This window comes from Kitasatospora sp. NPDC023120, from assembly GCF_055560835.1.
Genome location: NZ_JBVHHY010000008.1, coordinates 292,221 through 317,027, shown reverse-complemented (window position 1 = coordinate 317,027; position 24,807 = coordinate 292,221). Strand labels below are relative to the sequence as shown.

The following is a 24,807-nucleotide window of genomic DNA, read 5'->3' as shown; positions in this document are numbered from 1 at the left end:
AGTTCTCAAGGAACGGACGCTTCCTTCGGACCGCCTTCCAGCGGACCCTCCGGGCTTCGTTCTTTCGTGTTTCCAGCTTATCAGATGTTTTCCGCCCCGTTTCCGGGCTTCCTTCATCCAACTCGCCGGTTTCTTCCGGGGTTTGACGCCCCGTCCGACGTTCCAAACTCTAACCGATCCCTGCCCCGAAAGGCGAATCGACCGCAATCCGATAAAACGAGCACGCAGAATAAGGCCCGAGCCGCGAACGCGAAAACGCGGACGCAACCCAGCCCGAACCTGGGAAGTGGTGTTTCAGAGGATTGGCCACTCCGGGACCGTCCGCGCAGACGCGTGTCCGGTGCTCCCTGCCGAGCAGCTCGAAGAACTCTACGCGCTTCGGCGGGCTGATGCAAACGGCAGGCAAAGCGCGCCGGCCGGGCCCCGGAGAGAGGGGTCCGGCCGGCGCGCGGGCGAAGGAGGGGCTCAGCTGTTGGTGGGGAAGCCGAGGTTGATGCCGCCGTGCGAGGGGTCGAGCCAGCGCTGGGTCACGGCCTTGCCACGGGTGAAGAAGTGCACGCCGTCCGGGCCGTACGCGTGGGCGTCGCCGAACAGCGAGGCCTTCCAGCCGCCGAAGGAGTAGTAGGCGACCGGCACCGGGATCGGCACGTTGATGCCGACCATGCCGACCTCCACCTCGAACTGGAAGCGCCGGGCCGCGCCGCCGTCGTTGGTGAACAGGGCGGTGCCGTTCCCGTAGGGGTTGGCGTTGATCAGCGCCACGCCCTCCTCGTAGGAGGAGACGCGCACGACCGAGAGGATCGGGCCGAAGATCTCGTCGTTGTAGACGGACATGCCGGGCTTCACGTGGTCGAACAGCGTCGGGCCGAGCCAGAAGCCGTCGGTGGTCGGGGTGCCGTCCTTGTCCTCGGCGGTGATCGGGTGCTTGCGGCCGTCCACGGCGAGCTCGGCGCCGTCGGCGACACCGGACTCCACGTAGGAGGTGACCTTGTCGCGGTGCTGTCCGGTGACCAGCGGGCCCATCTCGGAGTCGCCGTTGCAGCCCGGGCCGACCTTGAGGGTGGCCACCCGCTGCTTGATCTTCTCGACCAGCTCGTCGCCGATCGGGTCGACCGCGACCAGGACGGACACCGCCATGCAGCGCTCGCCGGCCGCGCCGAAGCCGGCGTTGACGGCGGCGTCGGCGGCGAGGTCCAGGTCGGCGTCGGGCAGGACCAGCATGTGGTTCTTGGCGCCGCCCAGGGCCTGCACGCGCTTGCCGTAGCGGGTACCGGTCTCGTAGACGTAGCGGGCGATCGGGGTGGAGCCGACGAAGCTGACGGACTTGATGTCCGGGTGCTCCAGCAGGCGGTCGACGGACACCTTGTCGCCGTGCACGACGTTGAAGACGCCGTCCGGCAGCCCGGCCTCCTTCCACAGCCCGGCGAGGAAGTTCGCGGCGGACGGGTCCTTCTCCGAGGGCTTCACCACGACGGTGTTGCCGGCCGCGATGGCGATCGGGAAGAACCACATCGGCACCATGGCCGGGAAGTTGAACGGCGAGATGATCGCGACCGGGCCGAGCGGCTGGCGGATCGAGTAGACGTCGATGCCGGTGGAGGCCTGCTCGGTGAAGCCGCCCTTGATGAGCTGCGGGATGCCGCAGGCGTACTCCACGACCTCCAGGCCGCGGGCGATCTCGCCCAGGGCGTCGGAGTGCACCTTGCCGTGCTCCGACACGATGATCGAGGCCAGCTCCTCACGGCGGGCGTTCAACAGCTCGCGGAAGGCGAAGAGCACCGTCGACCGCTTGGCCACCGAGGCGGTGCGCCACTCGGTGAAGGCCGAGGCGGCGGCGGCCACGGCCTGGTCGACCTCGGCGATCCCGGCGAAGTCGACCTGGCCGGCGACCTGGCCGGTGGCCGGGTCGAAGATGTCACCGCGGCGGGGCGCCGCACCGGCGGTGGCGACCGGCTTGCCGTCGATCCAGTGAATGATGTGCTTGCTCAAGGTCCGTCTGCCTCCGAAGTCCCGGGCGGCGTCCTGCCACCGGTCCGGTCTGCGCCGCCCGCGGGTGGGCCGGGCGACGGAAATACACGGGGCTACCGCGCTCGTCTCCCAGTCTGGGCGCCACCACGGCCAGGCTCAACGAACAGGCTGACGGGGATCTCGGATTCAGCCTTACAGGTCGTTCGGTTGTTACTCCGAACGTGTTGCGGCACCGCGGAGGACCGGTCTCAGGCGTCCTCCGGGGACGCATCCTCCGGGTCCGCGGCCTCCAGGTACGGATCGTGCAGGCCGTCCGCCGCCTCCTGGGTCTCCAGCAGGTCCAGCCGCAGGTCCTGTGCCCAGGCCAGCGCCCAGCGCTTCAGCTCCTCCACCGCGTCGGCCGGAACGCCGCGGGCGCGGAACCGCCCGTCCGCCGCCTCGGCGAGCGTCTCCAGCCGGTCGGCGAGCGCCGCGGGCTGGAAATCCGGATCCAACTCCCCTGCCAGCGCCAGCAGTTCGCCCTCCCGGTAGTGCCGGGTGAGGGCGTGGACGTCGATCAGGTCGCGCGGCATGCCCCGGTCCACGAGCAGCGCCGTGGTCAGCGCCGCCGCGTCCTCCAGGGCGACGACCGGCAGCACCACCGGCGGCTCGTCCGGTCCGGGCGCGCCGAGGTCGAGCCGGACCGGCCGGTGGCCCAGCGGCTCCTTGCGCAGCTCCACCGAGTGCGTCCGACCGCCCAGCGCCAGCCGAACGGTGAGCTGTTCCAGCCGCGGAGTGCCCGGCCGCTCGGCCACCCCGCCGCCCGCCGCGCGGTACGCCTCGGCCAGCGCGTCGGCCACCTCCGACAGCTCCGCGCCACCGGTCGCGAGGGTGAGCCCGTCCTGCACGCAGGCCGTGACACCGTGCGCGCGCAGCGCGTGCCCTCCGGCCAGGGCCAGGCCGTAGCGGTCGCAGACGGGCGCGGCCAGGCCGGCCAGGCGCAGCTGGGCGGGGCCCGGTCGGAGGGAGGCGTCGACGGCGTGCGGGGCGGTGGTCACGCCTCCAGTCTGACGCGACCGCCCGCTCCGCGCGCCACCGTCAGCCCGCGCACCGTCATCGCCCCGCGCTCCACCGTCAGCCCGCGCTCCACCGACGACCCACGCGCTCCCCCCGACCGGCTCACCACCCGCCGAGCCCCGCCGCCGCCTCGTGCAGGGCGAGCTCCAGCAGCACCGGGTCGTTGAGCCGCCCGGAGCCGTCCGGCGGGACGAGCCAATGCACGCCCCGGCTGCGGCGCTCGGGGTGCGGGACGACGATCCAGGTGCCCTCTCCCGCGCTGCGCACGCCCGTGCCGACCCAGCGGGCGGCGGTACCGACCGGCACCAGGAAGCCGAGGTGCTCCCCGCCGAAGTCGGTGAGGACCGGACCGCAGGAGCCGGTCTCCAGGATCTCCAGCGCCTGGCGCCCGAGCCGTCCGGGGACGCAGAGGACGTCCCAGCGCCGGCCGGCCGGCAGCAGCACCAGGCCGAGCCCGGTGCGCTCCCAGTACTCCCGGAAGTGCTCCGGGGGAGAGGCGGACGACGGGTCCCCCTTACGCGGCCAGCGACCACACGGGACAGGTCGCGGGGGTCAGCTGTCGAAGCCCAGCCCCAGCCGGTCGAGCGTGCGCAGCCACAGGTTGCGGTGCCCCCCGTTGCGGTCGGCCCGTTCCAGCGAGCGGGTGGTGAGCTCGATCCCGGCCCACCGCACCGGCTCGGGCGGGAACGGCAGCGGCTTGCTACGCACCATCTCCAGCGAGGTGCGCTCGGTGCGCTCCCCGGCGAGCAGGTCGAGCATCACCTCGGCGCCGAAGCGGGTCGCGCCGACGCCGAGCCCGGTGTAGCCGGCCGCGTACGCGACCTTGCCCCGGTACGCGGTGTCGAAGAACGCCGAGAACCGGCTGCAGGTGTCGATCGCGCCGCCCCAGGCGTTGGTGAAGCGCAGCCCCTCCAGCTGCGGGAAGCAGCGGAAGAAGTTGTTCGCCAGGGTGCGGAAGGTCTCCGGCCGCTGGTCGTACTCGTGCCGGACGTGCCCGCCGTAGTGGTAGACCGCGTCGTAGCCGCCCCAGAGGATCCGGTTGTCGGCGGAGAGCCGGAAGTAGTGGAACTTGTTGGCGCTGTCGCCGAGCCCCTGCCGTCCGCGCCAGCCGATCGAGTCGAGCCGCTCCTCGTTGAGCGGCTCGGTCATCAGCGCGTAGTCGTACACCGGCACGATGTACGGGCGGACCCGCTTGAGCAGGGACGGGAACACGTTGGTGCCGAGCGCGACCCGGCGGGCGAAGACCCGGCCGTACGGGGTGCGGGCGGCCATGCCGCTGCCGTACTCCCGCAGGTCGGTGGCCCGGGTGTGCTCGTGGATGCGCACGCCCTGGCTCAGACAGGCGTCCTTGAGGCCCCAGGCGAGCTTGGCGGGGTGGACCATCGCCACGCCCTCCTTGTCCCAGAGGCCGCCGAGGAACGTCGGCGAGTCGACCTCGGCGCGCAGCTGGTCGGCGTCCAGGACGGTGATGTCGAGGCCGTAGCGGGCGACCGCCTCGGCGACCTCGTGGAGCTCCTCGACCTGGTGGGGCTGGGTGGCGACGTCGATCTCGCCGGTTCGCTCCCACTCGGCGTCGATGCCGTAGCGCTTGAGGGTGGCCTCGATGCCGTCGAGGTTGGCGGCACCGAGGCGTTCCAGCTGTCCGAGTTCGGACGGCCAGCGCTCCAGGCCGTTGCCGAAGCCGTGGGTGAGGCTGGCCGCGCAGAATCCGCCGTTGCGCCCGGACGCGGCCCACCCGACCTCGTTGCCCTCGAGCAGCACGACGTCCAGCGAGGGGTCGCGCTCCTTGGCGATGAGGGCGGTCCACAGGCCGGAGTAGCCGCCGCCGACGACCAGCAGGTCGCAGGTGGTGTCGCCGACCAGGGCGGGCAGCGCCGCCGGCCGGCCGGGGTCCTCCAGCCAGAAGGGGGTGGGCCTGGCGTCACTGAGTGCGCGGGCGGAGTCCATGCATTATCAGCCACTTTCTACGGATAGATGACGTTACGTTCCACCGCTGACCGACCGTACGTCAGGCGGTGGCCTTCCTGCGATTGCCGAGCCACTGGCCGGCCACGGTCAGTGCGACGGCGGCGAGGAACATCGCGGTGCCGATGACGTTCACCTGCACCGGGATGCCGCGCTGCGAGGCGCCCCAGACGAACATCGGGAAGGTGACCGTGGTCGGGCCCGAGTTGAACTGGGTGATGATGAAGTCGTCGAAGGAGAGCGCGAAGCTGAGCAGCGCGCCCGCGGCGATGCCGGGCGCCGCCAGCGGCAGGGTGACCCGCAGGAAGGTCTGGGCGGGGGTCGCGTAGAGGTCCTGGGCGGCCTGTTCGAGCCTCGGGTCCATGCTCATCACACGCGCCTTGACCGCCGTCACCACGAAGCTGAGGCAGAACATGATGTGCGCGATGAGGATGGTGGTGAAGCCGAACGGGATGCGCATGTTGAGGAAGAGCGTCCCGAGCGAGGCGGCCATGACCACCTCGGGCATGGCCATCGGCAGGAAGATCATCGCGGTGGTGACGGAGCGGCCGCGGAAGCGGTAGCGGGCCAGCGCGAAGGCGACCATGGTGCCCAGCACGGTGGCGCCGATGGTGGCGAACACCGCGATCTGCAGGCTGAGCGAGAGCGACTGGCACATGTCGGCCACGCCGCAGGGGTCGGTCCAGGCGTCGGTGGAGAACTCGTTCCACTCGTAGTTGAACTTGCCCACCGGCTTGTTGAACGAGAAGGCGAGTACGACCAGGTTGGGCAGCACCAGGTAGGCGAGGGCCAGCAGGCCTGCCAGCACCACCAGGTGGGCGCGCACCCACTTCAGAATCCGGGACATCAGACCAGTTCCTCCGTCCCGGCCTTGCGCATGTAGACCGTCACCATGCCCAGGATCAGGGCCATCAGGATGAAGCTCAGCGCGGCCGCCGTGGGGTAGTCGAGCACGTTCAGGAACTGCTTCTGGATACCGTTGCCGACCATCTGCTCGCTCGGCGAGCCCAGCAGCTGGGCGTTGATGTAGTCGCCGGAGGCCGGGATGAAGGTCAGCAGGGTGCCCGCGACCACGCCCGGCAGCGAGATCGGGAAGGTGACCTTGCGGAAGGTGGTGAACGGGCGGGCGTAGAGGTCGCCGGCCGCCTCGTGCAGGCGCGGGTCGATCCGCTCCAGCGAGGTGTACAGCGGCAGGATCATGAACGGCAGGAAGTTGTACGTCAGGCCGCAGACCACCGCGAGCGGCGTGGCCAGCACCCGGTCGCCGGAGGTGAGTCCGACCAGGTTGGTGAGGTCCAGGACGTGCAGCGCGTTCAGCGCGCCGACCACCGGGCCGCCGTCGGACAGGATGGTCTTCCAGGCCAGCGTGCGGATCAGGAAGCTGGTGAAGAACGGCGCGATGACCAGGATCAGGATGACGTTGCGCCAGCGCTTGCTCGCCTTGAAGGCGATCGTGTACGCGAGCGGGTAGCCGACGGCCAGGCAGAGCACGGTGGCGACGGCCGCGTAGGAGAACGAGCGGACGAAGTGCCACTTGTACTCGACCAGGGCGTCCCAGTAGGTCGACAGGTGCCAGGTGACCTTGAAGCCCTCTTCGAGCGAGCCGGTCTGCAGCGAGGTGGACGCCTGGTAGACCATCGGGACGGCGAAGAAGACCACCAGCCAGGCGATGCCGGGCAGCAGCAGCCAGTACGGCGTGAGCCTGCGCCTCGGCTTGCGCTCCGCCGGTGCCAGCGGGATGACTTGCGGCGGCGCAGCCGGGGTGGTGGCGGTCACGCGGCCTCCTCCCCGGTGCCCGCGTCGATCGCCTGCGAGGCGTCCAGGGCGAAGGAGTGTGCCGGGTTCCAGTGCAGCAGGACGGCGGCGCCGGGGACGACGCGGGCGTCGCGCTCCATGTTCTGCTCGAAGACGGTGACCTCCTGGCCGCCCTCGGTGCGCACCACGTACTGGGTGGAGACGCCGATGAAGCTGGAGTCGAGCACCGTGCCGGCCAGCTTGTTGCGGCCGTCGGCGACCTCCTCGGAGGCGTGGGTGATGGTGATCTTCTCGGGGCGCACGCCGAGGTGGACGCGCTTGGCGTCGGTGGCGCAGCGCGCCTTCGGCACGGCGAGGCGGGCACCGGCCGCACTCAGCAGCAGGTCGCCGCCCTCGGTGCCGGTGACCTCGGCGGGCAGCAGGTTGGACTGGCCGAGGAAGTTGGCGACGAAGGTGGTGGCGGGGTTCTCGTACAGGTCGGCGGGCGCGCCCAGCTGCTCGACCCGGCCGCCGTTCATCACCGCGATGGTGTCGGCCATGGTCATGGCCTCCTCCTGGTCGTGCGTGACGTGCACGAAGGTGATGCCGACCTCGGTCTGGATCCGCTTGAGCTCCAGCTGCATCTGGCGGCGCAGCTTGAGGTCGAGCGCGCCGAGCGGCTCGTCCAGGAGCAGCACCTGCGGGTGGTTGATCAGCGCGCGGGCGACGGCGACGCGCTGCTGCTGCCCGCCGGAGAGCTGGTGCGGCTTGCGCCGGGCGTACTGGCCGAGCTCGACCAGTTCCAGCATCTCGTCGACCTGCCGCTTGACGTCCTTCTTGCCGCGCCGGCGCAGGCCGAAGGCGACGTTCTCAAAGATGTCCAGGTGCGGGAAGAGCGCGTAGCTCTGGAAGACGGTGTTCACCGGCCGCTTGTACGGGGGCAGGGCGGTGACGTCCTGGCCGCCGATCAGGACGGTGCCGCTGGTGGGCTCCTCCAGGCCGGCGATCATGCGCAGGGTGGTGGTCTTGCCGCAGCCGGAGGCGCCGAGCAGGGCGAAGAAGGAGCCCTGGGGGACGGTCAGGTCGAGGGGGTGGACGGCGGTGAAGGAGCCGTAGGTCTTGCCGATACCGGTGAGCCGGACGTCGCCGCCGACGGCCGCGTCGCGCTGCTGGTCTGTCATGGGTGGTGTCTTCCTGGGTGTCTCGGCCGGGAGGGGGTCAGGCGCCGATGAGCTTGGAGAACTTCTGCTCGAAGTCGCTCTCCTCGCTCTCGGTGAGCGTGCGGAACACGTGCGCCTTGGCCGCCATCTCGGGGGTGGGTACGACCAGCGGGTTGGCCGCGCTGTCCGGGGCGAGGGCGGCGAGTTCGTCCTTCATCCCCGTGACGGCGGAGACGTAGCCGATGCCGGCGACCAGCTGCGCCGCGATCTTCGGCTGGTAGTAGAAGTCGATCAGCTTTTCCGCGTTCGCCTTGTGCTGCGCCTTGGCCGGGACCAGCAGGTTGTCGGTCGAGGAGATGAAGCCCCGCTCCGGGACGACGAACTCGATGTCCGGGTTGTCGGCGCGCAGTTGGATCAGGTCGCCGCCCCAGGCGATGCAGGCCGCGATGTCGCCGGAGGACAGCTCCTGGCCGTAGTCGTTGCCGGTGAAGCGGCGGATCTGCTTGCTGTCGACGGCCTTCTGCAGCCTGGCGACCGCCGCGTCGAAGTCGTCGGCGGTGAACTTCGCGGAGTCCTTGCCCTGGTCCAGCAGCACCATCCCGATGCTGTCGCGCATCTCGGAGAGGAAGGTGACCCGGCCCTTGAGCTCCGAGTCGTCCAGCAGCTGCGAGACGCTGGTGACCTCCTTCCCCTTGGTCGCCTTCCGGTTGTACGCGACGACGGTCTGGATGCCCGCCCACGGGTAGGAGTAGAGCCGCCCCGGATCCCAGTCGGGGGCTCGGAAGCGCGCCTCGACGTTGGTGATCGCGGTGGTGACGTTCGCCGGGTTGAGCTTCTGCACCCAGCCGAGCCGGATCAGCCGGGCGGCCATCCAGTCGGTGAGGACCATCAGGTCGCGGCCGGTGTCCTGGCCGGAGGCGAGCTGCGGCTTGATCTTGCCGAAGAACTCGACGTTGTCGTTGACGTCCTCGGTGTACTTGACCTTGATCCCGGTGGCCTGGGTGAAGGCGTCCAGGGTGCCGTGCTTCTCCTTGTCCTGCTCGTCGGTGTCCACGTAGAGCGGCCAGTTGGAGAAGTTCACCTCCTTCTCCGCGTCCGAGAGGTCCTTGGCGGCGTTCGCGGTCGAGTCGCCGGTCGCCCGCGGGGCCGCCGGGATGCCGCAGGGATGCCGCAGGCGGCCAGGGTGCCCGCTCCGGCGGTGAGGGCGGCGGCGCGCAGCAGGGTGCGGCGGGTGAGCGCGGCCCGGCCGCTGGTCAGGCTGCGCTCCCAGGCCCTGCGGACCGGTTCGGGCAGACCGTCGGTGAGCTCGTTGAACGCCATGGAACGGGCCTCCTGGGGGAGAAGGGGGGCGTGGGGGAAGCGCCCTTGTCCGGGGGTTATCTGTCTCCGAAGACGGTGCGGTGCCAGTCCTTGCGAGCCACCGCGGTGGTGTCGAACATGACGTGCTTGACCTGCGTGTACTCGTCCAGCGAGTACTGGGACATGTCCTTGCCGTAGCCGGACGCCTTGTAGCCGCCGTGCGGCATCTCGCTGATGATCGGGATGTGGTCGTTGACCCAGACGCACCCGGCCGCGATCTCCCGGGTGGCGCGCAGCGAGCGGTGCACGTTGCTCGTCCAGGCCGAGGCGGCCAGGCCGTAGGGGGTGTCGTTGGCCAGCCGCAGGCCCTCGTCGTCGCCGTCGAAGGGCAGCACGGCCAGCACCGGGCCGAAGACCTCGCCCTGGACGACCTCGCTGTCCTGGGCCGCCCCGGTGATCAGGGTGGGCGGGTAGTAGGCGCCGCGGGTCAGGTCGGAGCCGTCGTGTCCCTTCTCCGGTACGCGGCCGCCGGTGACCACGGTGGCGTAGCCGCGGGCGCGCTCCACGAAGCCGGCCACCCGGTCCCGGTGGGTGTACGAGACCAGCGGGCCGAGGTCGGTGTGCGGGTTCAGCGGGTCGCCGATCCGGATCGCCGCGAACAGCTCGGCCACCCCGGCCACGAAGGCGTCGTACAGCGGGCGCTGGACGTAGGCGCGGGTGGCGGCGGTGCAGTCCTGGCCGCCGTTGATCAGCGAGGCGGCGACCGCGCCGTGCACGGCGGCGTCCAGGTCGGCGTCGTCGAAGACCACGAACGGGGCCTTGCCGCCGAGCTCCAGGTGGGTGCGCTTGACGCCCGCGGTGGCGATCTCGGCGACCCGCATGCCGACCGCGGTGGAGCCGGTGAAGGAGACCATCGCGACGTCCGGGTGCCCGACCAGGTGCTCGCCGGCGGTGCGGCCGGCGCCGGTGACCACGTTGACCACGCCGTCCGGGATGCCCGCCTCGGTGCACGCCGCGGCGAACATCAGCGAGGTGAGCGGGGTCAGCTCGGCGGGCTTGAGCACGATGGTGTTGCCCGCCGCGATCGCCGGGAGGATCTTCCAGGCAGCCATCTGCAGCGGGTAGTTCCACGGCGAGACGGAGCCGACCACGCCGACCGCCTCGCGCCGCACGTAGGAGGTGTGGTCGCCGGAGTACTCTCCGGCCGCCTTGCCCTCCAGGTTGCGGGCGGCGCCGGCGAAGAACGCGGCGTTGTCGATGGTGCCGGGGACGTCGAACTCGGTGGCCAGCTTGACCGGCTTGCCGGTCTGCGCGGTCTCCACCCGGGCGAGGTCCGCGCCGGCCTCGGTCAGTACGGCGGCCAGCCGGGTGAGCGCCTCGGAGCGCGTACCGGGGGTGGCCGAGGACCAGCCGGGCAGGGCGGCCTTCGCGGCTGCGACGGCCGCGTCGACGTCCCCGGTGCCGGCCAGGGCGACCTGCTGGACCACGCTGCCGTCGGCCGGGTTGACGACCTGGAAGGGCTCGCCGCTCCCCCGGGCCCGGCGGCCCGCGACGTACTGGGCGCCCGCGCCGAAGTCGGTCAGGTCCATCTGGTTCCTCCAAGTGCCGGTGGTGCGACTGCGCATGGGCGACATCGCGCTTCCGCGGGTAGCGGACTCCGCCGTGTCGATCACTGGGGGTTGCGCGATCCTGACAGTCCGGCGGATTCCTCGCAAGGGATTCCGCTGTTGCTTTCCGGTTACGCGACGGATTCCTGTGCGGGATCGGTTTTCCGCCACGGCCGACCCGCTGACCATGCCCGTTGCCGCCCGGGCGTGACAAGGGTCACTGCGGCAACCCGGGCACGAAGCGCCTTACAGGGTGCAAGGCTTCCGGCAGGGCGACAGGTCGTCCGGAGGATGGATGATTCACCTGACACTCTGATCAGCCCGGCCCGCGCTGTTCCCCTCCCGGCCATGGAGGCCCGCGATGCTCCCCACCGTCGCCCGCGTACTCGACCTGGAGGTGATGCGGCGCGGCCTGCCCCAGGTCGTGGCCGGCGCCGACCACCTGGAGCGGCCGGTCCGCTGGGTCCACGTCAGCGAGCTGCCCGACGTCGCCGGGATGCTGCGCGGCGGCGAGCTGGTGCTGACCACCGGCATCGCGCTGCCCGAGGACCGCGAGGGCCTGGCCCGCTACGTCCGCGAGCTGGACGAGGTCGGGGTGGCGGGCCTGGTCGTCGAGTTCGGGCGGCGCTACTTCGACGCGCTCCCGCGCGCCCTGGTGCACGCCGCCGAGCAGCGCGGGCTGCCGCTGATCACGCTCCGCCGCGAGCTGCGGTTCGTCGCCGTCACCGAGGCCGTGCACGCCCTGGTGGTCAACGCCCAGCTGGAGCAGCTGCGCGTCTCCGAGTCCGTCCACCAGGTGTTCAACGAGCTGGTGGTGGAGGGCGCCGAGCCGCCCGAGGTGATCCGGCAGGTGGCCCGGATGGCGGGCGCACCGGTGGTCCTGGAGAACCTGGCCCACCAGGTGCTCGCCCACGACACCGCCGGCCGTCCGGAGGCCGAGGTGCTGGAGGACTGGGAGCGCCGCTCGCGCGGGGTCCGTCCCCCCGGGCGCACCGGCCACGACCCGCGCAGCGGCTGGCTGGTCACCACCGTCGGCGCCCGCGGCCAGGACTGGGGCCGGCTGGTGCTGGTCCAGGAGCCCGGCCCGCTGCCCGAGGGCGAGGCCCACCCGCACGCCATGCTGCTTGAGCGCGGCGCCTCCGCGCTGGCGCTCAACCGGCTGGTGGTGCGCGACCGGGAGAGCCTGGAGCGGCAGACCCACCGGACCCTGCTGTCCGGCATCCTCACCCACGCGCTGACCGTCTCCGAGGCGGCGCTGCGCGCCCAGGCGCTCGGCGTCCCGCTGGAGGGCCGCCGGCTGGTCGGCGTGGTGCTGCGGCAGCGGCGCGGGCCGATCCCGGCAGCGTTGGAGGCGCAGGCCAGGCTGCGCGACTTCACCGAGCTGGCGGCCGGCGCGGTCCGGGCCTGCCGGCTCTCCGCCCTGGTCGGCGCGCTGGACGACGAGGCCGTCGGCCTGCTGATCGCGCTCGGGGCCCAGCAGGACGAGCACGCCGCGCTGGACTCCCTCTCGGCCGCCCTGCGCCGGATGTCCGCCGAGGCCGCCCGGGAGGGCGCCGACCCGGCGGGCCCGGTGGTCGCGGTGGGCTCCTCGGTCGGCTCGGTCCGCGACGCCCGGCGCACCCTGCTGGAGGCCACCCAGGTCGCCGACGCCGCCCTGCACGACGCGCCCGGCGGCCGCACCTCCTCCTACTACCGGCTGCCGGACGTCCGGTTGCGCGGCCTGCTCCACCTGTTGCGCGACGACGCCCGGCTGCAGACCTACGTGGAGCGCGAGCTGGGCCCGCTGCTGGCCCACGACGCCGAGCACAACGGCCAGTTGGTGCAGATGCTGCGGATCTACCTGGAGCAGGGCCGGAACAAGTCGGCCGCGGCGGACGCCGCGCACCTGTCCCGGCCCTCCTTCTACGACCGGCTGCACAAGGTGGAGCGGATCCTCGGCGTGGACCTCGACCAGGTCGAGTCCTGCCTCTCCCTGCACGTGGCGCTGCTCGCCCTGGACGCCGTACGGCGCTGAGCCCCAGGACCACGCCCCGGCGGATCACACCCCGGTGATGCGGCCCCAGACCTTGTGCAGCTCGGGCCGCTCGGCCGAGGTGACGTCGCGCATGGTGCGCAGCCGGGCGCGCATCTCCTCGGTCGGGAAGACCAGCGGGTTCTCGGCGAGTTCGGCCTTCTCCTTGTCGCCGCCGGCCGCCAGCACCTCGCGGGCGGCCGGCACCGGGCAGATGTACTGGACCGCCGCGGCGAGCTCGGCGGCCACCTCGGGCTGGTAGTAGTAGTCGATCAGCGCCTCGGCGTTGCGCTTGTGGGTGGCCCGGTTGGGGATCATCAGGCTCTCCGCCCACAGCTCGCCGCCCTCCTGCGGCACGACGAACTCGATGTCCGGGTTCTCGGCGGTGAGCTGGACGGCGTCGCCGGAGTACGCCTGGCAGGCCAGCGCCGCACCGGAGGCGAGGTCGCTGGTGTAGTCGTTGCCGGTGAAGCGGCGGACGTGGCCGGTGTCGACCATCTTCTGCACCAGGTCCATCGCCTTGTGCGCGTCGTCGTCGGTGAACCGGGCGATGTCGGCGCCTTGGGAGAGCATCAGCAATCCGAGCGCCTCGTCCAGCCCGGCGAACAGCGTGACCCGGCCCTTGAGGTCGGGCGCCCACAGCTCGGCGGTGGAGGTGATCTCCCGGCCGAGCGCCTTGCGGTTGTACGCGATGCCGGTGATCCCGGACTGCCAGGGCACGCTGCGCTTCCGCCCGGGGTCGAAGACCGGGTTCGCGAGCTGCGGGTCCAGGTTGGCGGTGACGTTGGGCAGGTTGGCCCGGTCCATGGCCTGCACCCAGCCCAGCGAGACGTACCGCCCGGCCATCCAGTCGCTGACCACCATCAGGTCCCGGCCGGGGTCGGCGCCCTGGGTGAGCACCGGGCTGATCTTGCCGAAGAACTCGTCGTTGTCGTTGATGTCCTCGGTGTAGGTGACGTCGATCCCGGTCTTCGCGCTGAAGCCGTCCAGGGTCGGTCGCCCGCCCTGCTCGTCGGTGTCGATGTACTGCGTCCAGTTGGAGAAGGCGAGCCGCTTGTCGGTCTCCGAGCGGTCCGGCGCCGAGCGGCGGTCCTCGGGGACGTACGCGGACGGGATCCCGCAGCCGGCCAGCGTGCCGGCACCGAGCAGCGCGGCCCCACCGAGCACGGAACGTCGGCGCAGCACGGGAGAGTCGGACGAGCGGCGGGTCAGGGTGGGGCTGGGCATGGGGAGCCTTCCGGAGCGTGGGACGGCCCCGGATGCGCGGAGGCGTCCGGGGCCGTCCTGGTCGGTACGTCAGACAGTGTGCGCGTCGGTGAGCGACAGCACCTCGTCCAGCACCGCGAGGCCGGTCTTGGCCTCCTCCTCGGTGACGGTGCACGGCGGGACGACGTGGAAGCGGTTCATGTTGACGAACGGCCAGAGCCCGCGCTGCTTGCAGGCGGTGGCCAGCTCGGCCATCGGCGCGTTGGCGGCGCCGGCCGCGTTGTACGGCACCAGCGGCTCGCGGGTCTCCCGGTCCTTCACCAGGTCGAGCGCCCAGAACACGCCCAGGCCGCGGACCTCGCCGATCGACGGGTGCCGCTCGGCCAGCTCGCGCAGGCCGGGGCCGAGCACGGTCTCGCCGATGTGCTTGGCGTTCTCGACGATGCCCTCCTCCGCCATCGTGTTGATGGTCGCCACCGCGGAGGCGCAGGCCAGCGGGTGGCCGGAGTAGGTGAGCCCGCCGGGGAACGGCCGCTCGGCGAAGATGGCGGCGATCTCGGCGCTGATCGCCACACCGCCCAGCGGCACATAGCCGGAGTTGACGCCCTTGGCGAAGGTGAGCAGGTCCGGGGTGACACCCCAGTGGTCGGCGGCGAACCACTCGCCGGTGCGGCCGAAGCCCGCCATCACCTCGTCCAGGATGAACACGATGCCGTAGCGGTCGCAGATCTCCCGCACCCCAGCCAGGTAGCCCGCCGGCGGGACCAGGATGCCGGCGGTGCCGACCACGGTCTCGAGGATGACCGCCGCGACGGTGCCCGGCCCCTCGAAGGCCAGCACCTCCTCCAGGTGCCGCAGCGCGCGCTCGCACTCCTGCGCCTCGTTCTCGGCGTGGAAGTTGGAGCGGTAGGCGTACGGGCCCCAGAAGTGCACCACGCCGGAGACGCCGGTCTCGTTGGCCCAGCGCCGCGGGTCGCCGGTGAGGGCGATCGCGTTGGCGGTGGCGCCGTGGTACGAGCGGTAGGTGGAGAGGACCTTCTGCCGGCCGGTGTGCAGCCGGGCCAGCCGGATGGCGTTCTCGTTGGCCTCGGCGCCGCCGTTGGTGAAGAAGATCTTGTCCAGGTCGCCCGGGGTGCGTTCGGCGATCAGCCGCGCCGCCTCGCTGCGCGCCTCGACCGCGAAGCCGGGCGCGATGGTGCAGAGCTTCGCCGCCTGCTCCTGGATCGCGGCGACCACCTTCGGGTGCTGGTGACCGATGTTGGTGTTGACCAGCTGCGAGGAGAAGTCGAGGTAGCGGTTGCCGTCGTAGTCCCAGAAGTACGAGCCCTCGGCGCCGGCCACCGCGAGGGGGTCGATCAGCGCCTGGGCGGACCACGAGTGGAAGACGTGCGCGCGGTCGGCTGCCTTGACGGCCTGGCCGGCGGCTGAGTCAGCGGTGGGGATGCTCATGCCGGAAAGGCTAGGACGGGCCGTCGGCGAAGTGCAGGTTCATCTTGTCAGCCGGTCACGCGATCGGTCGACAGGGTGCAAAGACACCGGGCCCGGGGCGGAAAGCCCCGGGCCCATTGTCAGTTCGTACGATCTGCACGCTCTGGGCGTTGCCTCAGATCGCGGTCATGCTGCGACGACGGTCATGACCGACTAGATCGCGGTCATGACGTGCTTCACGCGGGTGTAGTCCTCGAAGCCGTACGACGACAGGTCCTTGCCGTAGCCGGACTTCTTGAAGCCACCGTGCGGCATCTCGGCGACCAGCGGGATGTGGGTGTTGATCCAGACGCAGCCGAAGTCCAGGCGGCGCGACATCCGCATGGCGCGGGCGTGGTCCTTGGTCCACACGGAGGAGGCCAGCGCGAACTCGACGCCGTTGGCGTACTCGACGGCCTGGTCCTCGTCGGTGAACTTCTGCACGGTGATGACCGGGCCGAAGACCTCGTTCTGGATGATCTCGTCGTCCTGGTTCAGGCCGGAGACGACGGTCGGGGCGTAGAAGTAGCCCTTGTCACCGACCCGGTGGCCACCGGCCTCGACCTTGGCGTGGGCGGGCAGCCGCTCGATGAAGCCGGCGACCTGCTGCAGCTGGTTGGCGTTGTTCAGCGGGCCGTACAGCACGTCCTCGTCGTCCACGCCGCCGGTCTTGGTCTCGGCAGCGGCCTTCGCCAGCGCCTCGACGAAGGCGTCGTGGATCGACTCGTGCACCAGCACGCGGGTGGCGGCGGTGCAGTCCTGGCCGGCGTTGAAGTAGCCCGCCACCGAGATGCCCTCGACGGCCTCGGCGATGTCGGCGTCCTCGAAGACCACGACCGGGGCCTTGCCGCCCAGCTCCAGGTGGACGCGCTTGACGTCCTTGGAGGCCGACTCGGCGACCTGGATGCCGGCCCGGACCGAGCCGGTGATGGAGGCCATCGCCGGGGTCTTGTGCTCGACCATCAGCTTGCCGGTCTCGCGGTCGCCGCAGATGACGTTGAAGACGCCGGCCGGCAGGTCCAGCTCCTTGAGGACGCCGCCGATGATCTCGGCCAGCAGCACGGTGGAGGCCGGGGTGGTGTCCGAGGGCTTCAGGACGACGGCGTTGCCCGCGGCGATGGCCGGGGCGAACTTCCAGACGGCCATCATCATCGGGTAGTTCCACGGCGCGACCTGGGCACAGACGCCGACCGGCTCGCGGCGGATGATCGAGGTCATCCCGTCCATGTACTCACCGGCGGCCTTGCCCTCGAGCAGGCGGGCGGCACCGGCGAAGAAGCGGATCTGGTCCACCATCGGGCCGATCTCCTCGGAGAGGGTCAGCGCGCGGGGCTTGCCGGTGTTGCGTACCTCGGCGTCGACGATCTCGTCGGCCCGGGCCTCGACCGCGTCCGCGATCTTGAGCAGCAGCTTCTGCCGGGTGCTCGGGGTGGCGTCCCGCCAGATCGGGAACGCGGCGGCGGCGGAGGCCATGGCGGCGTCCACGTCCGCGGCGCCGGACAGCGGCGACGTCGCGTACACCTCGCCGGTGGTCGGGTCGACGATGTCGAGCGTGCGGCCGTCTGCCGCGTCGACGAACTCACCGTTGATGTAGTTGCGCAGCGTGCGAAGGTCGCTCACGGATCTCTCCTCGGTCTGGGCCTGCGGCGTTGCAGATTCCGGCGCCATGGTACGTCGGCGGGTCCGACGCACGAAGGGTGCCGAGTGGCCGGGCCCGGATCGGCGCGGTCCACTGGTGGCGGTACGCACGACAACCTCGCGGGGCCGCGCGCGTACCGTGCCAGGGTAGCCGCCCGACTGCCGTTATCGACAGGTGGACTGCGCGCACACGATGAAATCCGTATGCGTTTTCCAAGATCACGACGAAATCAGCAGTTTCCAAGCTTGCGAACACCGGGCCGATCGGGCACAGTGGCCGCGTGGCCAACCGCGACCGGAACGCCAGCGTTCCCCTCGACGCCGCCTCCAAGGCGATCATCGAGCAACTCCAGGAGGACGGGCGCCGCCCGTACGCCGCCATCGGAAAGGCCGTCGGCCTGTCCGAGGCAGCCGTACGGCAGCGCGTCCAGAAGCTGCTCGACCAAGGCGTGATGCAGATCGTCGCCGTCACGGACCCGCTCACCGTCGGCTTCACCCGCCAGGCGATGGTCGGCATCCGGGTCGAGGGTGACATCGAGCCCGTCGCCGACGCGCTGGCCGCCCTCGACGAGGTCGACTACGTCGTCTGCACCGCAGGCTCGTTCGACCTCCTGGCCGAACTGGTCTGCGAGGACGACGAGCACCTGCTCGAACTGATCAACAAGCGCATCCGCGCGCTTCCCGGCGTGCGGAGCACCGAGAGCTTCGTTTACCTGAAGCTCCGGAAACAGACCTACACCTGGGGCACCCGATGACAGCCGACCCGGCGCAGAAGGACCTTTCCAAGACCGCCTACGACCACCTGTGGATGCACTTCACCCGCATGTCGTCGTACGAGAACTCCCCCGTGCCGACGATCGTCAAGGGCGAGGGCACCTACATCTGGGACGACAAGGGCCGGAAGTACATCGACGGCCTGGCCGGCCTGTTCGTCGTGCAGGCCGGTCACGGCCGCACCGAGCTCGCCGAGGTCGCCGCCAAGCAGGCCAAGGAACTCGCGTTCTTCCCGATCTGGAGCTACGCGCACCCCAAGGCCGTCGAGCTGGCCGAGCGCCTGGCCAACTACGCCCCGGGCGACCTGAACAAGGTCTTCTTCTCCACCGGCGGCGGCGAGGCCGTCGAGACCGCCTGGAAGCTCGCCAAGCAGTACTTCAAGCTGATCGGCAAGCCGACCAAGTACAAGGTCATCTCCCGCGCCATCGCCTACCACGGCACCCCGCAGGGCGCGCTGTCCATCACCGGCCTGCCGGGCCTGAAGGCCCCGTTCGAGCCGCTGGTACCGGGCACCCACAAGGCCCCGAACACCAACATCTACCGCGCCCCGCACTACCTCGAGGGCCCCGACGGCACCGTCGACCCCGAGGCCTACGGCCGCTGGTGCGCCGACCAGGTCGAGGAGGCCATCCTCTTCGAGGGCCCCGAGACCGTCGCTGCCGTCTTCGTCGAGCCGGTGCAGAACGCCGGTGGCTGCTTCCCGCCGCCGCCCGGCTACTTCCAGCGCCTGCGCGAGATCTGCGACCGCCACGACGTGCTGCTGGTCTCGGACGAGGTCATCTGCGCCTTCGGCCGCCTCGGCACCATGTTCGGCGCCGACAAGTTCGGCTACGTGCCGGACATGATCACCTGCGCCAAGGGCATGACCTCGGGCTACTCCCCGATCGGCGCCACGATCATCTCGGACCGCATCGCCGAGCCGTTCTACAAGGGTGACAACACCTTCCTGCACGGCTACACCTTCGCCGGCCACCCGGTCTCCTCGGCCGTGGCGCTCGCCAACCTCGACATCTTCGAGCGCGAGGGCCTCAACCAGCACGTGCTCGACAACGAGTCGCGCTTCCTGGGCACCCTGAGCAAGCTGCGCGACCTGCCGATCGTCGGCGACGTCCGCGGCAACGGCTACTTCTACGGCATCGAGCTCGTGAAGGACAAGGTCACCAAGGAGTCCTTCAACGAGGAGGAGACCGAGCGCGTGCTCTACGGCTTCCTCTCGAAGGCCCTGTTCGACAACGGCCTGTACTGCCGTGCCGACGACCGCGGCGACCCGGTCGTCCAGCTGGCCCCGCCGCTGATCTCCGACCAGTCGACCTTCGACGAGATCGAGCAGATCCTGCGGACCAGCCTCACCGACGCGTGGGCGAAGCTCTGATCCCCTGAGCCCTCTCCCCCACCCTCCGCCGAAGGGCGGTCCCGCTCCCCGCGGGGCCGCCCTTCGGCGTCCCCCCACCCCCTCCCCAGGCGGCCCCGCCGATGGCGTTCCGCGCCCGCAACATCACAGTCGTACGACCAAACATGCCTGAATGCGGGTGATTTGCCCGTGATGGACCAGTGCGCCGCAACCGCGGCCCGCCCCGGTCGTTCTAATCTGACGACTGTCATATCCCTGCGGCCACCCAGGATGGAACCTGATGTCAGCGGCACCGCCTGACAACGACGTGCTGTGGGCCCGAGGGATCGTCAAGTCCCATCACGGCACCCCCGCCCTGCGCGGCATCTCGCTCGGCGTGCGCGAGGGCGAGGTGCTCGCCGTCACCGGCCCCCGCGGCTCCGGCAAGAGCACCCTGCTGGCCTGCCTCTCCGCCCAGCTCCCGGTCGACGAGGGCGAGGTCTGGTTCAACAGCGCCCCCGTGCACACCCTCACCCGGACCGGCCGCGAACGGCTGCGCCGCGACCGGTTCGGCTTCGTCGGCTCCGAGCCCCACCTCGTCCCCGAACTGACCGCCCGGGAGAACGTCGCCCTGCCGCTGCTGCTCGCCGGGGCCGGCAACAAGGCCGCCTACACCGCCGCCGACGAGTGGCTGGAGCGCCTCGACGTCGGCGACTTCGCCAAGCACCGCCCGGACCGGCTGGTCCAGAGCCAGCGCCAGCGGGTCGCCGTCGCCCGCGCCCTGGCCCCGCTGCCGCCCGTCGTCTTCGCCGACGACCCCACCGCCCCGCTGCACCGCGAGGCCGCCGACCAGGTCATGCGGATACTGACCAGCGCGGGCCGCTCGCACCAGCTCACCCTCGTCCTCGCCACCCACGACCCCGAGCTCGTCCGGTTCGCGGACCGCGCCGTCGCCCTCGTCGACGGACGGCTCACCGCCCCCGCCGCCCCCGTCCCGCGCGGCACCGCCGCGACCGGGGCCACCGGAGCGTCTGCCGTCACGGCCACCCGCCGCTGACCACGCCCAGGGCGCGCCCAAGCCGCTGAAAGAGTCGACGTGTTCTATCTCCGTCTGGCCCGGGGCTACCGGGTGCCCGACCTCGGCCGCTGGCTGCTCACCGCGCTGGCCGCCGCCGTGGTCGCTGCCTTCCTGCTGCGCTCCCTCGGCCGGGCGATGAGCGACCCGCTGGGCGGCACTGACCCGCTGGTCCGGCTCCTCTGGTGCCTGCCCCCGCTCGCCGCCGTCGCCTGGTTCGCGGCCGTCGCCGCCCGCTCGGTGCCCGCCCGGCGGCCCGAGCGGATCGCCGGCCTCACCGCCGCCGGAGCCGGCTCGCGCCGGATCCGGGCCCTGATCGCCGGCGAGGTCGCCCTCTCCTGCACCCTCGGCAGCGTGCTCACCCTGCTGGCCTTCCTGGTGCTGCGCAACGACATCGCCGGGCCCTCGCTCGCCCCCGACCTCGGCATGGGCGTGCCGCTGCCGGCCGCCGCGCCCGTCACCCTGCTCGCCCTGGTCCCGCTCACCGCCGGCATCGCCGCCGCCTGCGCGGTGCCCGCCACCGAGAACCTGCCCGGCACCCGCACCCGCCGCCGCACCGGCTTCGGCCCCTGGCGGATCGCCCTGCCGATCGGACTGGGCGTGATCGGCGCCGCGCTCGAACTCATCGCGCTGCGGCCCGGCGCCGCCGCCGACGGCCGCCCGATCCACCTGCCCGCCGGGCTCGGCACCACCAGCACCGCCGCCCTCGGCGGCTGGGCCGCGAGCGCGCTCGGCCTCGCCCTGCTCACCGGCCCGCTGCTGGCCTGGGCCGGACGACTGCTCGCCCTCGGGCGGCCCACCCCGCTGCGACTGCTCGCCGGACGCGGGCTCACCGCCCAGGCCCCGCGCCTCGGCGCACCACTGGCCGTCCTCACCCTCGCCGTCGCGCTGGTGCTCACCACCATCCGCTACTGGATCGGCACCCCCGACAGCGCCGACGCGCTGCCCGCCGTCGAGGCCTGCCTGGTGCTGGGCTGCGCGGCGGCCGCGGTGGTCGCCCGGCTGGCCGAGGTCCGCACCGACCGCCGGGACGTCACCGAGGCGCTGCTGCGCCTCGGCACCTCGCCCCGGCTGCTGTTCGGCGCGGTCGCGCTGCGCACCCTGGCGGTCGGCACCACGCTGCTGCTGACCGGCGGGGCGACCGCCGCACTGGCGGCCGCCGGACTGCGGTGACTGCCGGGTCTAGCCCGCCGCGGCGAGCTGGCCGCAGGCGCCGTCGATCTCCTGGCCGCGGGTGTCGCGGACGGTCGTCGGCACGCCGTGCGACTGCAGCCGACGGACGAACTCGCGCTCGTCCTCGGGCCGGGAGGCGGTCCACTTGGAACCCGGGGTCGGGTTCAGCGGGATCAGGTTGACGTGCACCCGGTGGTTCTTGATCAGCCGGCCGAGCAGGTCGGCCCGCCAGGCCTGGTCGTTGATGTCCTTGATCAGCGCGTACTCGATGGAGATCCGACGGCCGGACTTCTCCGCGTAGTTCCACGCCGCGTCCAGCACCTCGGCGACCTTCCACCGGGTGTTCACCGGCACCAGCTCGTCGCGCAGTTCGTCGTCCGGGGCGTGCAGGGACAGCGCCAGGCGGCAGCTGAGGCCCTCGTCGGCGAAGCGGTGCATCGCCGGGACGAGCCCGACGGTGGAGACGGTGATGCCGCGCTGCGACAGGCCGAAGCCGTCCGGCGCCGGGTCGGTCAGCCGGCGGATCGCGGCCAGCACCCGGTTGTAGTTGGCCAGCGGCTCGCCCATGCCCATGAAGACCACGTTGGACAGCCGCGCCTCGCCGCCCGGGATCTCACCGCTCTTGAGCGAGCGCATCCCGGCGGCGATCTGCTCGACGATCTCGGCGGTGGACAGGTTGCGGGTCAGCCCGGCCTGGCCGGTGGCGCAGAACGGGCAGTTCATGCCGCAGCCGGCCTGCGAGCTGATGCACATGGTGACCCGGTCCGGGTAGCGCATCAGCACGGACTCCACGAGCGTGCCGTCGAAGAGCTTCCACAGCGTCTTGCGGGTGGCGTCGTCGTCGCAGGAGACGTGCCGGACCACCGACATCAGCTCCGGCAGCAGGCTCCCGGTGAGCTTCTCCCGGCTGGCGGCGGGGATATCCGTCCAGCTCGCCGGGTCGTTCGACATCCGGCCGAAGTAGTGGTTGGAGAGCTGCTTGGCGCGGAACGGCTGCTCGCCCAGCTCGGCGACGGCCTCCTTGCGCTCGGCGGGGCTCAGGTCGGCGAGGTGTCGCGGGGGCTTGGCGCCGCGCGGCGCGACAAAGGTGAGTTCTCCGGGCTTAGGCATGGTTGTTCCAGTGTCGCAGACGCCGGGACTCCACCCGGCCCACCCGTCGTCGCGTACGCGGAAGGGCCCCGGTCGCCTGGCGTCCGGGGCCCTTCCGCGTACGTGGATCAGCTGCCGACGAAAGCCGCCAGCAGCAGCCAGACCACCGGGGCCGTCGGCAGGAGCGAGTCCAGCCGGTCCATGATGCCGCCGTGGCCGGGCAGCAGCGTGCCCATGTCCTTGATCCCGAGGTCGCGCTTGATCATCGACTCGCCCAGGTCGCCCAGGGTCGCGGTGACCGCCGCGCAGCCGCCGAGGATCAGGCCCTGCCACCAGCTGCCGCCGTCGATGATCAGCTCCATCAGCAGCGCGCCCGCCAGCATCGACAGGGCGATGCCGCCGGCCAGGCCCTCGCGGGTCTTGCCGGGGCTGATCGTCGGGGCCAGCTTGTTCCTGCCGAACTTGTAGCCCACGGCGTAGGCGCCGGTGTCGCTGCAGATCGTGACGATCAGGAAGAGCACGATCCGCTGGGGGCCGTCGTCGGCCGCCAGCATCATCGCCACGAAGGTGGCCAGGAACGGCACGTAGAAGGCGGTGAACACGCCTGCGGTTATGTCCCGCAGGTAGTTCTCCGGCGGCTCGGCCATCCGCCAGACCATCACCGCCAGCCCGGTCAGCGCGAGCGAGGCCGCAGCCCACTGGATCCCGGACCAGTAGCCGGTGGCGACCATGGCGATGCCGCCCGCGACCAGCGGGACCAGCGGCGCCTTGATCTGCTTGCGCTCGGCGAGCCGGCTGGTCAGCTCCCAGACGCCGACCGCGACCGCGGCCATCACGACGACCAGGAACAGCGCCTTCACCACGAACAGCGAGGCGACGATCAGCGTGCCGAGGCCGACCCCCACGCCTATGGCGGCCTGGAGGTTACGGCCACCGCGCTGCTTGCGCGGCTGCGGCTGCGGGTCGGGCTGGGCGGCCACGGGTGTCTCCTGCCCTGGATGGGACGACGGCACGAAGTGGGGCTGCCCGGCCGCCGGGTGGCTGGGCGGCGGCGCGGGATGCACCGGTGCCCCCGGGTACGGCGGCATGCCGGGGGCGGGGGCGGCTTCCCCGGAGATCGCGCGCAGCACGACCGTCTCCGTCACGCCGGGCGGCGCGGGCGCGGGCTGCTCGTCCCGGAACAGCGGTCCGCTCAGCCGGCCGGCCTCCCGGGCCGGGCCCGCGGCGGGGTCGGCCGGACCGCCCGCGGAGGGCCGACCGGGGGCCGCGGACGGGCCGTGGCCGGCCGACCGGCCGGGATCGGGCACACCGGGAGGCGGGCCGGGGTCGGCCGGTACGGGAGGCATGACCTGAGTCTCCTCCGCGTCGCCGCCCCAGTACACCGGAGGCTGCTGCGGGTGATCCGAACGGAAGCCCCGCACCACCGGGGCACCACCCGGCGCGCCCGGGGGCACGGCCTGGCCGCCCGGGTGGCCGGGGTTTCCCTGGACCGGCGCCGGCGGCTCGCCGTACCCCGGCGCCTGGTGGGCCGGGGTACGGGGTGCCTGCGGCTGCGGCTGCGGCGCCGGGCGGTAGGGCTGGAACTGCTGGTCGGACGGGCCCCAGTAGCCAGGGGCGTCAGGGGCGTCGTTCATCAGACCTCGAGCAGCTCGGCTTCCTTGTGCTTCAGCAGCTCGTCGACCTGGGCCACGTACTTGTTCGTGGTGTCGTCGAGCTCCTTCTCGGCGCGGCGGCCGTCGTCCTCGCCGACCTCGCCGTCCTTGACCAGCTTGTCGATGGCGTCCTTGGCCTTGCGACGCACCGCGCGGATGGAGATCTTGGCGTCCTCGCCCTTGGTGCGGGCGATCTTGATGAACTCCCGGCGGCGCTCCTCGGTCAGCTCCGGCAGCACCACGCGGATGATCGAGCCGTCGTTCGACGGGTTGACGCCCAGGTCGGAGTCGCGGATCGCCTGCTCGATGGCCTTCAGCGCGGTCTTGTCGAACGGCGAGACGACCGCCATCCGCGGCTCCGGCACCGAGAACGAGGCCAGCTGGTTGATCGGGGTCACGGCGCCGTAGTACTCCGCGACGATCTTGGCGAACATCGCCGGGTGCGCACGGCCGGTACGGATGGCCGCGAGGTCGTCCTTGGCGACGCTGACGGCCTTCTCCATCTTCTCCTCGGCCTCGAGGAGGGTCTCTTCGATCACTGTGATCTCCCTGTCCGGTTCATCTGCTGTTGTTCCGACCGGTGTCGGCGCGGAGGCCGGTCGC

At 71.6% G+C, this 24,807-nt stretch carries 19 protein-coding genes and 1 pseudogene; 5 read left to right on the top strand and 15 right to left on the bottom strand.

Annotation, left to right across the window (positions count from 1 at the left end; all coding sequences use genetic code 11):
* Positions 1-465: 465 nt before the first annotated feature.
* The 9 genes and pseudogenes from ACZ3TI_RS14790 to ACZ3TI_RS14750 all read right to left on the bottom strand — a co-directional run bounded on the left by ACZ3TI_RS14790 (position 466) and on the right by ACZ3TI_RS14750 (position 10,771).
* Positions 466-1,989 carry a CoA-acylating methylmalonate-semialdehyde dehydrogenase gene (locus ACZ3TI_RS14790; protein WP_465726563.1) on the bottom strand — a complete coding sequence of 508 codons (1,524 nt, stop codon included), beginning with the start codon at positions 1,987-1,989 and terminating at the stop codon, positions 466-468.
* 227 nt (positions 1,990-2,216) lie between these two features.
* On the bottom strand, positions 2,217-3,005 hold the full coding sequence (locus ACZ3TI_RS14785) for a nucleotidyl transferase AbiEii/AbiGii toxin family protein (protein ID WP_465726562.1): 789 nt from the start codon (positions 3,003-3,005) through the stop codon (positions 2,217-2,219).
* Between the two features lie 121 nt (positions 3,006-3,126).
* Positions 3,127-3,468: a hypothetical protein gene (locus tag ACZ3TI_RS14780; RefSeq protein WP_465726561.1), complete on the bottom strand. Its 342-nt coding sequence runs from the start codon at positions 3,466-3,468 to the stop codon at positions 3,127-3,129.
* A gap of 108 nt (positions 3,469-3,576) precedes the next feature.
* Positions 3,577-4,971: an NAD(P)/FAD-dependent oxidoreductase gene (locus ACZ3TI_RS14775; protein ID WP_465726560.1), complete on the bottom strand. Its 1,395-nt coding sequence runs from the start codon at positions 4,969-4,971 to the stop codon at positions 3,577-3,579.
* A 61-nt stretch (positions 4,972-5,032) separates the two neighbouring features.
* Entirely contained in the window at positions 5,033-5,836 is an 804-nt protein-coding gene (locus ACZ3TI_RS14770; protein ID WP_465726559.1) for an ABC transporter permease, read from the bottom strand.
* Positions 5,836-6,765, bottom strand: coding sequence for an ABC transporter permease (locus tag ACZ3TI_RS14765; protein WP_465726558.1), 930 nt, complete (start codon positions 6,763-6,765; stop codon positions 5,836-5,838). The genes ACZ3TI_RS14770 and ACZ3TI_RS14765 overlap by 1 nt, the downstream gene beginning before the upstream one ends.
* Entirely contained in the window at positions 6,762-7,904 is a 1,143-nt protein-coding gene (locus tag ACZ3TI_RS14760; protein WP_465726557.1) for an ABC transporter ATP-binding protein, read from the bottom strand. Before ACZ3TI_RS14760 ends, ACZ3TI_RS14765 begins: the two co-directional genes overlap by 4 nt.
* 37 nt (positions 7,905-7,941) lie before the next feature.
* Positions 7,942-9,203 (bottom strand): annotated as a pseudogene (locus tag ACZ3TI_RS14755) (polyamine ABC transporter substrate-binding protein).
* Between the two features lie 56 nt (positions 9,204-9,259).
* Positions 9,260-10,771, bottom strand: a complete 1,512-nt coding sequence (locus ACZ3TI_RS14750) for a gamma-aminobutyraldehyde dehydrogenase (protein ID WP_465726556.1) — start codon at positions 10,769-10,771, stop codon at positions 9,260-9,262.
* Between the two features lie 379 nt (positions 10,772-11,150).
* Here ACZ3TI_RS14750 and ACZ3TI_RS14745 point away from each other — a divergent pair, with 379 nt between their 5' ends.
* A complete protein-coding gene (locus tag ACZ3TI_RS14745; RefSeq protein ID WP_465726555.1) occupies positions 11,151-12,803 on the top strand; it encodes a PucR family transcriptional regulator in 1,653 nt (550 codons plus the stop codon).
* Between the two features lie 24 nt (positions 12,804-12,827).
* Here the strand turns inward: ACZ3TI_RS14745 and ACZ3TI_RS14740 are convergent, their stop codons facing one another.
* From ACZ3TI_RS14740 to ACZ3TI_RS14730, 3 genes are all read right to left on the bottom strand, one after another.
* Positions 12,828-14,027 carry a polyamine ABC transporter substrate-binding protein gene (locus ACZ3TI_RS14740; RefSeq protein ID WP_465726554.1) on the bottom strand — a complete coding sequence of 400 codons (1,200 nt, stop codon included), beginning with the start codon at positions 14,025-14,027 and terminating at the stop codon, positions 12,828-12,830.
* A 69-nt stretch (positions 14,028-14,096) separates the two neighbouring features.
* Positions 14,097-15,455: an aminotransferase class III-fold pyridoxal phosphate-dependent enzyme gene (locus ACZ3TI_RS14735; RefSeq protein WP_465726553.1), complete on the bottom strand. Its 1,359-nt coding sequence runs from the start codon at positions 15,453-15,455 to the stop codon at positions 14,097-14,099.
* Positions 15,456-15,647: 192 nt separating this feature from the next.
* On the bottom strand, positions 15,648-17,141 hold the full coding sequence (locus ACZ3TI_RS14730; RefSeq protein WP_465726552.1) for a gamma-aminobutyraldehyde dehydrogenase: 1,494 nt from the start codon (positions 17,139-17,141) through the stop codon (positions 15,648-15,650).
* 251 nt (positions 17,142-17,392) lie between these two features.
* Here ACZ3TI_RS14730 and ACZ3TI_RS14725 point away from each other — a divergent pair, with 251 nt between their 5' ends.
* The 4 genes from ACZ3TI_RS14725 to ACZ3TI_RS14710 all read left to right on the top strand — a co-directional run bounded on the left by ACZ3TI_RS14725 (position 17,393) and on the right by ACZ3TI_RS14710 (position 21,463).
* A complete protein-coding gene (locus ACZ3TI_RS14725; RefSeq protein ID WP_030243538.1) occupies positions 17,393-17,866 on the top strand; it encodes an Lrp/AsnC family transcriptional regulator in 474 nt (157 codons plus the stop codon).
* The gene (locus ACZ3TI_RS14720; RefSeq protein ID WP_030056796.1) at positions 17,863-19,257 is read left to right on the top strand and encodes an aspartate aminotransferase family protein; all 1,395 of its coding nucleotides are present in this window, start codon (positions 17,863-17,865) and stop codon (positions 19,255-19,257) included. The genes ACZ3TI_RS14725 and ACZ3TI_RS14720 overlap by 4 nt, the downstream gene beginning before the upstream one ends.
* Positions 19,258-19,516: 259 nt before the next feature.
* Complete coding sequence (locus tag ACZ3TI_RS14715) at positions 19,517-20,272, top strand: ABC transporter ATP-binding protein (RefSeq protein WP_465726551.1); 756 nt, start codon at positions 19,517-19,519, stop codon at positions 20,270-20,272.
* 39 nt (positions 20,273-20,311) lie between these two features.
* Positions 20,312-21,463 (top strand): hypothetical protein, encoded by a 1,152-nt coding sequence (locus ACZ3TI_RS14710; protein ID WP_465726550.1) that lies wholly within the window; start codon positions 20,312-20,314, stop codon positions 21,461-21,463.
* 9 nt (positions 21,464-21,472) lie between these two features.
* On the opposite strand, the gene rlmN is transcribed toward ACZ3TI_RS14710, so the two are convergent.
* The 3 genes from rlmN to frr form a co-directional block, all read right to left on the bottom strand.
* Positions 21,473-22,573 (bottom strand): dual-specificity RNA methyltransferase RlmN, encoded by a 1,101-nt coding sequence (gene rlmN, locus ACZ3TI_RS14705; protein ID WP_465726549.1) that lies wholly within the window; start codon positions 22,571-22,573, stop codon positions 21,473-21,475.
* Positions 22,574-22,680: 107 nt separating this feature from the next.
* Complete coding sequence (locus tag ACZ3TI_RS14700) at positions 22,681-23,898, bottom strand: phosphatidate cytidylyltransferase (protein ID WP_465726577.1); 1,218 nt, start codon at positions 23,896-23,898, stop codon at positions 22,681-22,683.
* 287 nt (positions 23,899-24,185) lie between these two features.
* Complete coding sequence (gene frr, locus ACZ3TI_RS14695) at positions 24,186-24,743, bottom strand: ribosome recycling factor (RefSeq protein ID WP_465726548.1); 558 nt, start codon at positions 24,741-24,743, stop codon at positions 24,186-24,188.
* Between the last annotated feature and the right edge of the window lie 64 nt (positions 24,744-24,807).

What these genes read in the sequence shown, in the direction of transcription:
- ACZ3TI_RS14775 (WP_465726560.1), bottom strand. Translation starts at nt 4,971, where the DNA reads ATGGACTCCGCCCGCGCACTCAGTGACGCCAGGCCCACCCCCTTCTGG.
- ACZ3TI_RS14770 (WP_465726559.1), bottom strand. Translation starts at nt 5,836, where the DNA reads ATGTCCCGGATTCTGAAGTGGGTGCGCGCCCACCTGGTGGTGCTGGCA.
- ACZ3TI_RS14760 (WP_465726557.1), bottom strand. Translation starts at nt 7,904, where the DNA reads ATGACAGACCAGCAGCGCGACGCGGCCGTCGGCGGCGACGTCCGGCTC.
- ACZ3TI_RS14750 (WP_465726556.1), bottom strand. Translation starts at nt 10,771, where the DNA reads ATGGACCTGACCGACTTCGGCGCGGGCGCCCAGTACGTCGCGGGCCGC.
- ACZ3TI_RS14745 (WP_465726555.1), top strand. Translation starts at nt 11,151, where the DNA reads ATGCTCCCCACCGTCGCCCGCGTACTCGACCTGGAGGTGATGCGGCGC.
- ACZ3TI_RS14740 (WP_465726554.1), bottom strand. Translation starts at nt 14,027, where the DNA reads ATGCCCAGCCCCACCCTGACCCGCCGCTCGTCCGACTCTCCCGTGCTG.
- ACZ3TI_RS14735 (WP_465726553.1), bottom strand. Translation starts at nt 15,455, where the DNA reads ATGAGCATCCCCACCGCTGACTCAGCCGCCGGCCAGGCCGTCAAGGCA.
- ACZ3TI_RS14730 (WP_465726552.1), bottom strand. Translation starts at nt 17,141, where the DNA reads ATGGCGCCGGAATCTGCAACGCCGCAGGCCCAGACCGAGGAGAGATCC.
- ACZ3TI_RS14720 (WP_030056796.1), top strand. Translation starts at nt 17,863, where the DNA reads ATGACAGCCGACCCGGCGCAGAAGGACCTTTCCAAGACCGCCTACGAC.
- ACZ3TI_RS14715 (WP_465726551.1), top strand. Translation starts at nt 19,517, where the DNA reads ATGTCAGCGGCACCGCCTGACAACGACGTGCTGTGGGCCCGAGGGATC.
- rlmN (WP_465726549.1), bottom strand. Translation starts at nt 22,573, where the DNA reads ATGCCTAAGCCCGGAGAACTCACCTTTGTCGCGCCGCGCGGCGCCAAG.
- ACZ3TI_RS14700 (WP_465726577.1), bottom strand. Translation starts at nt 23,898, where the DNA reads ATGCCTCCCGTACCGGCCGACCCCGGCCCGCCTCCCGGTGTGCCCGAT.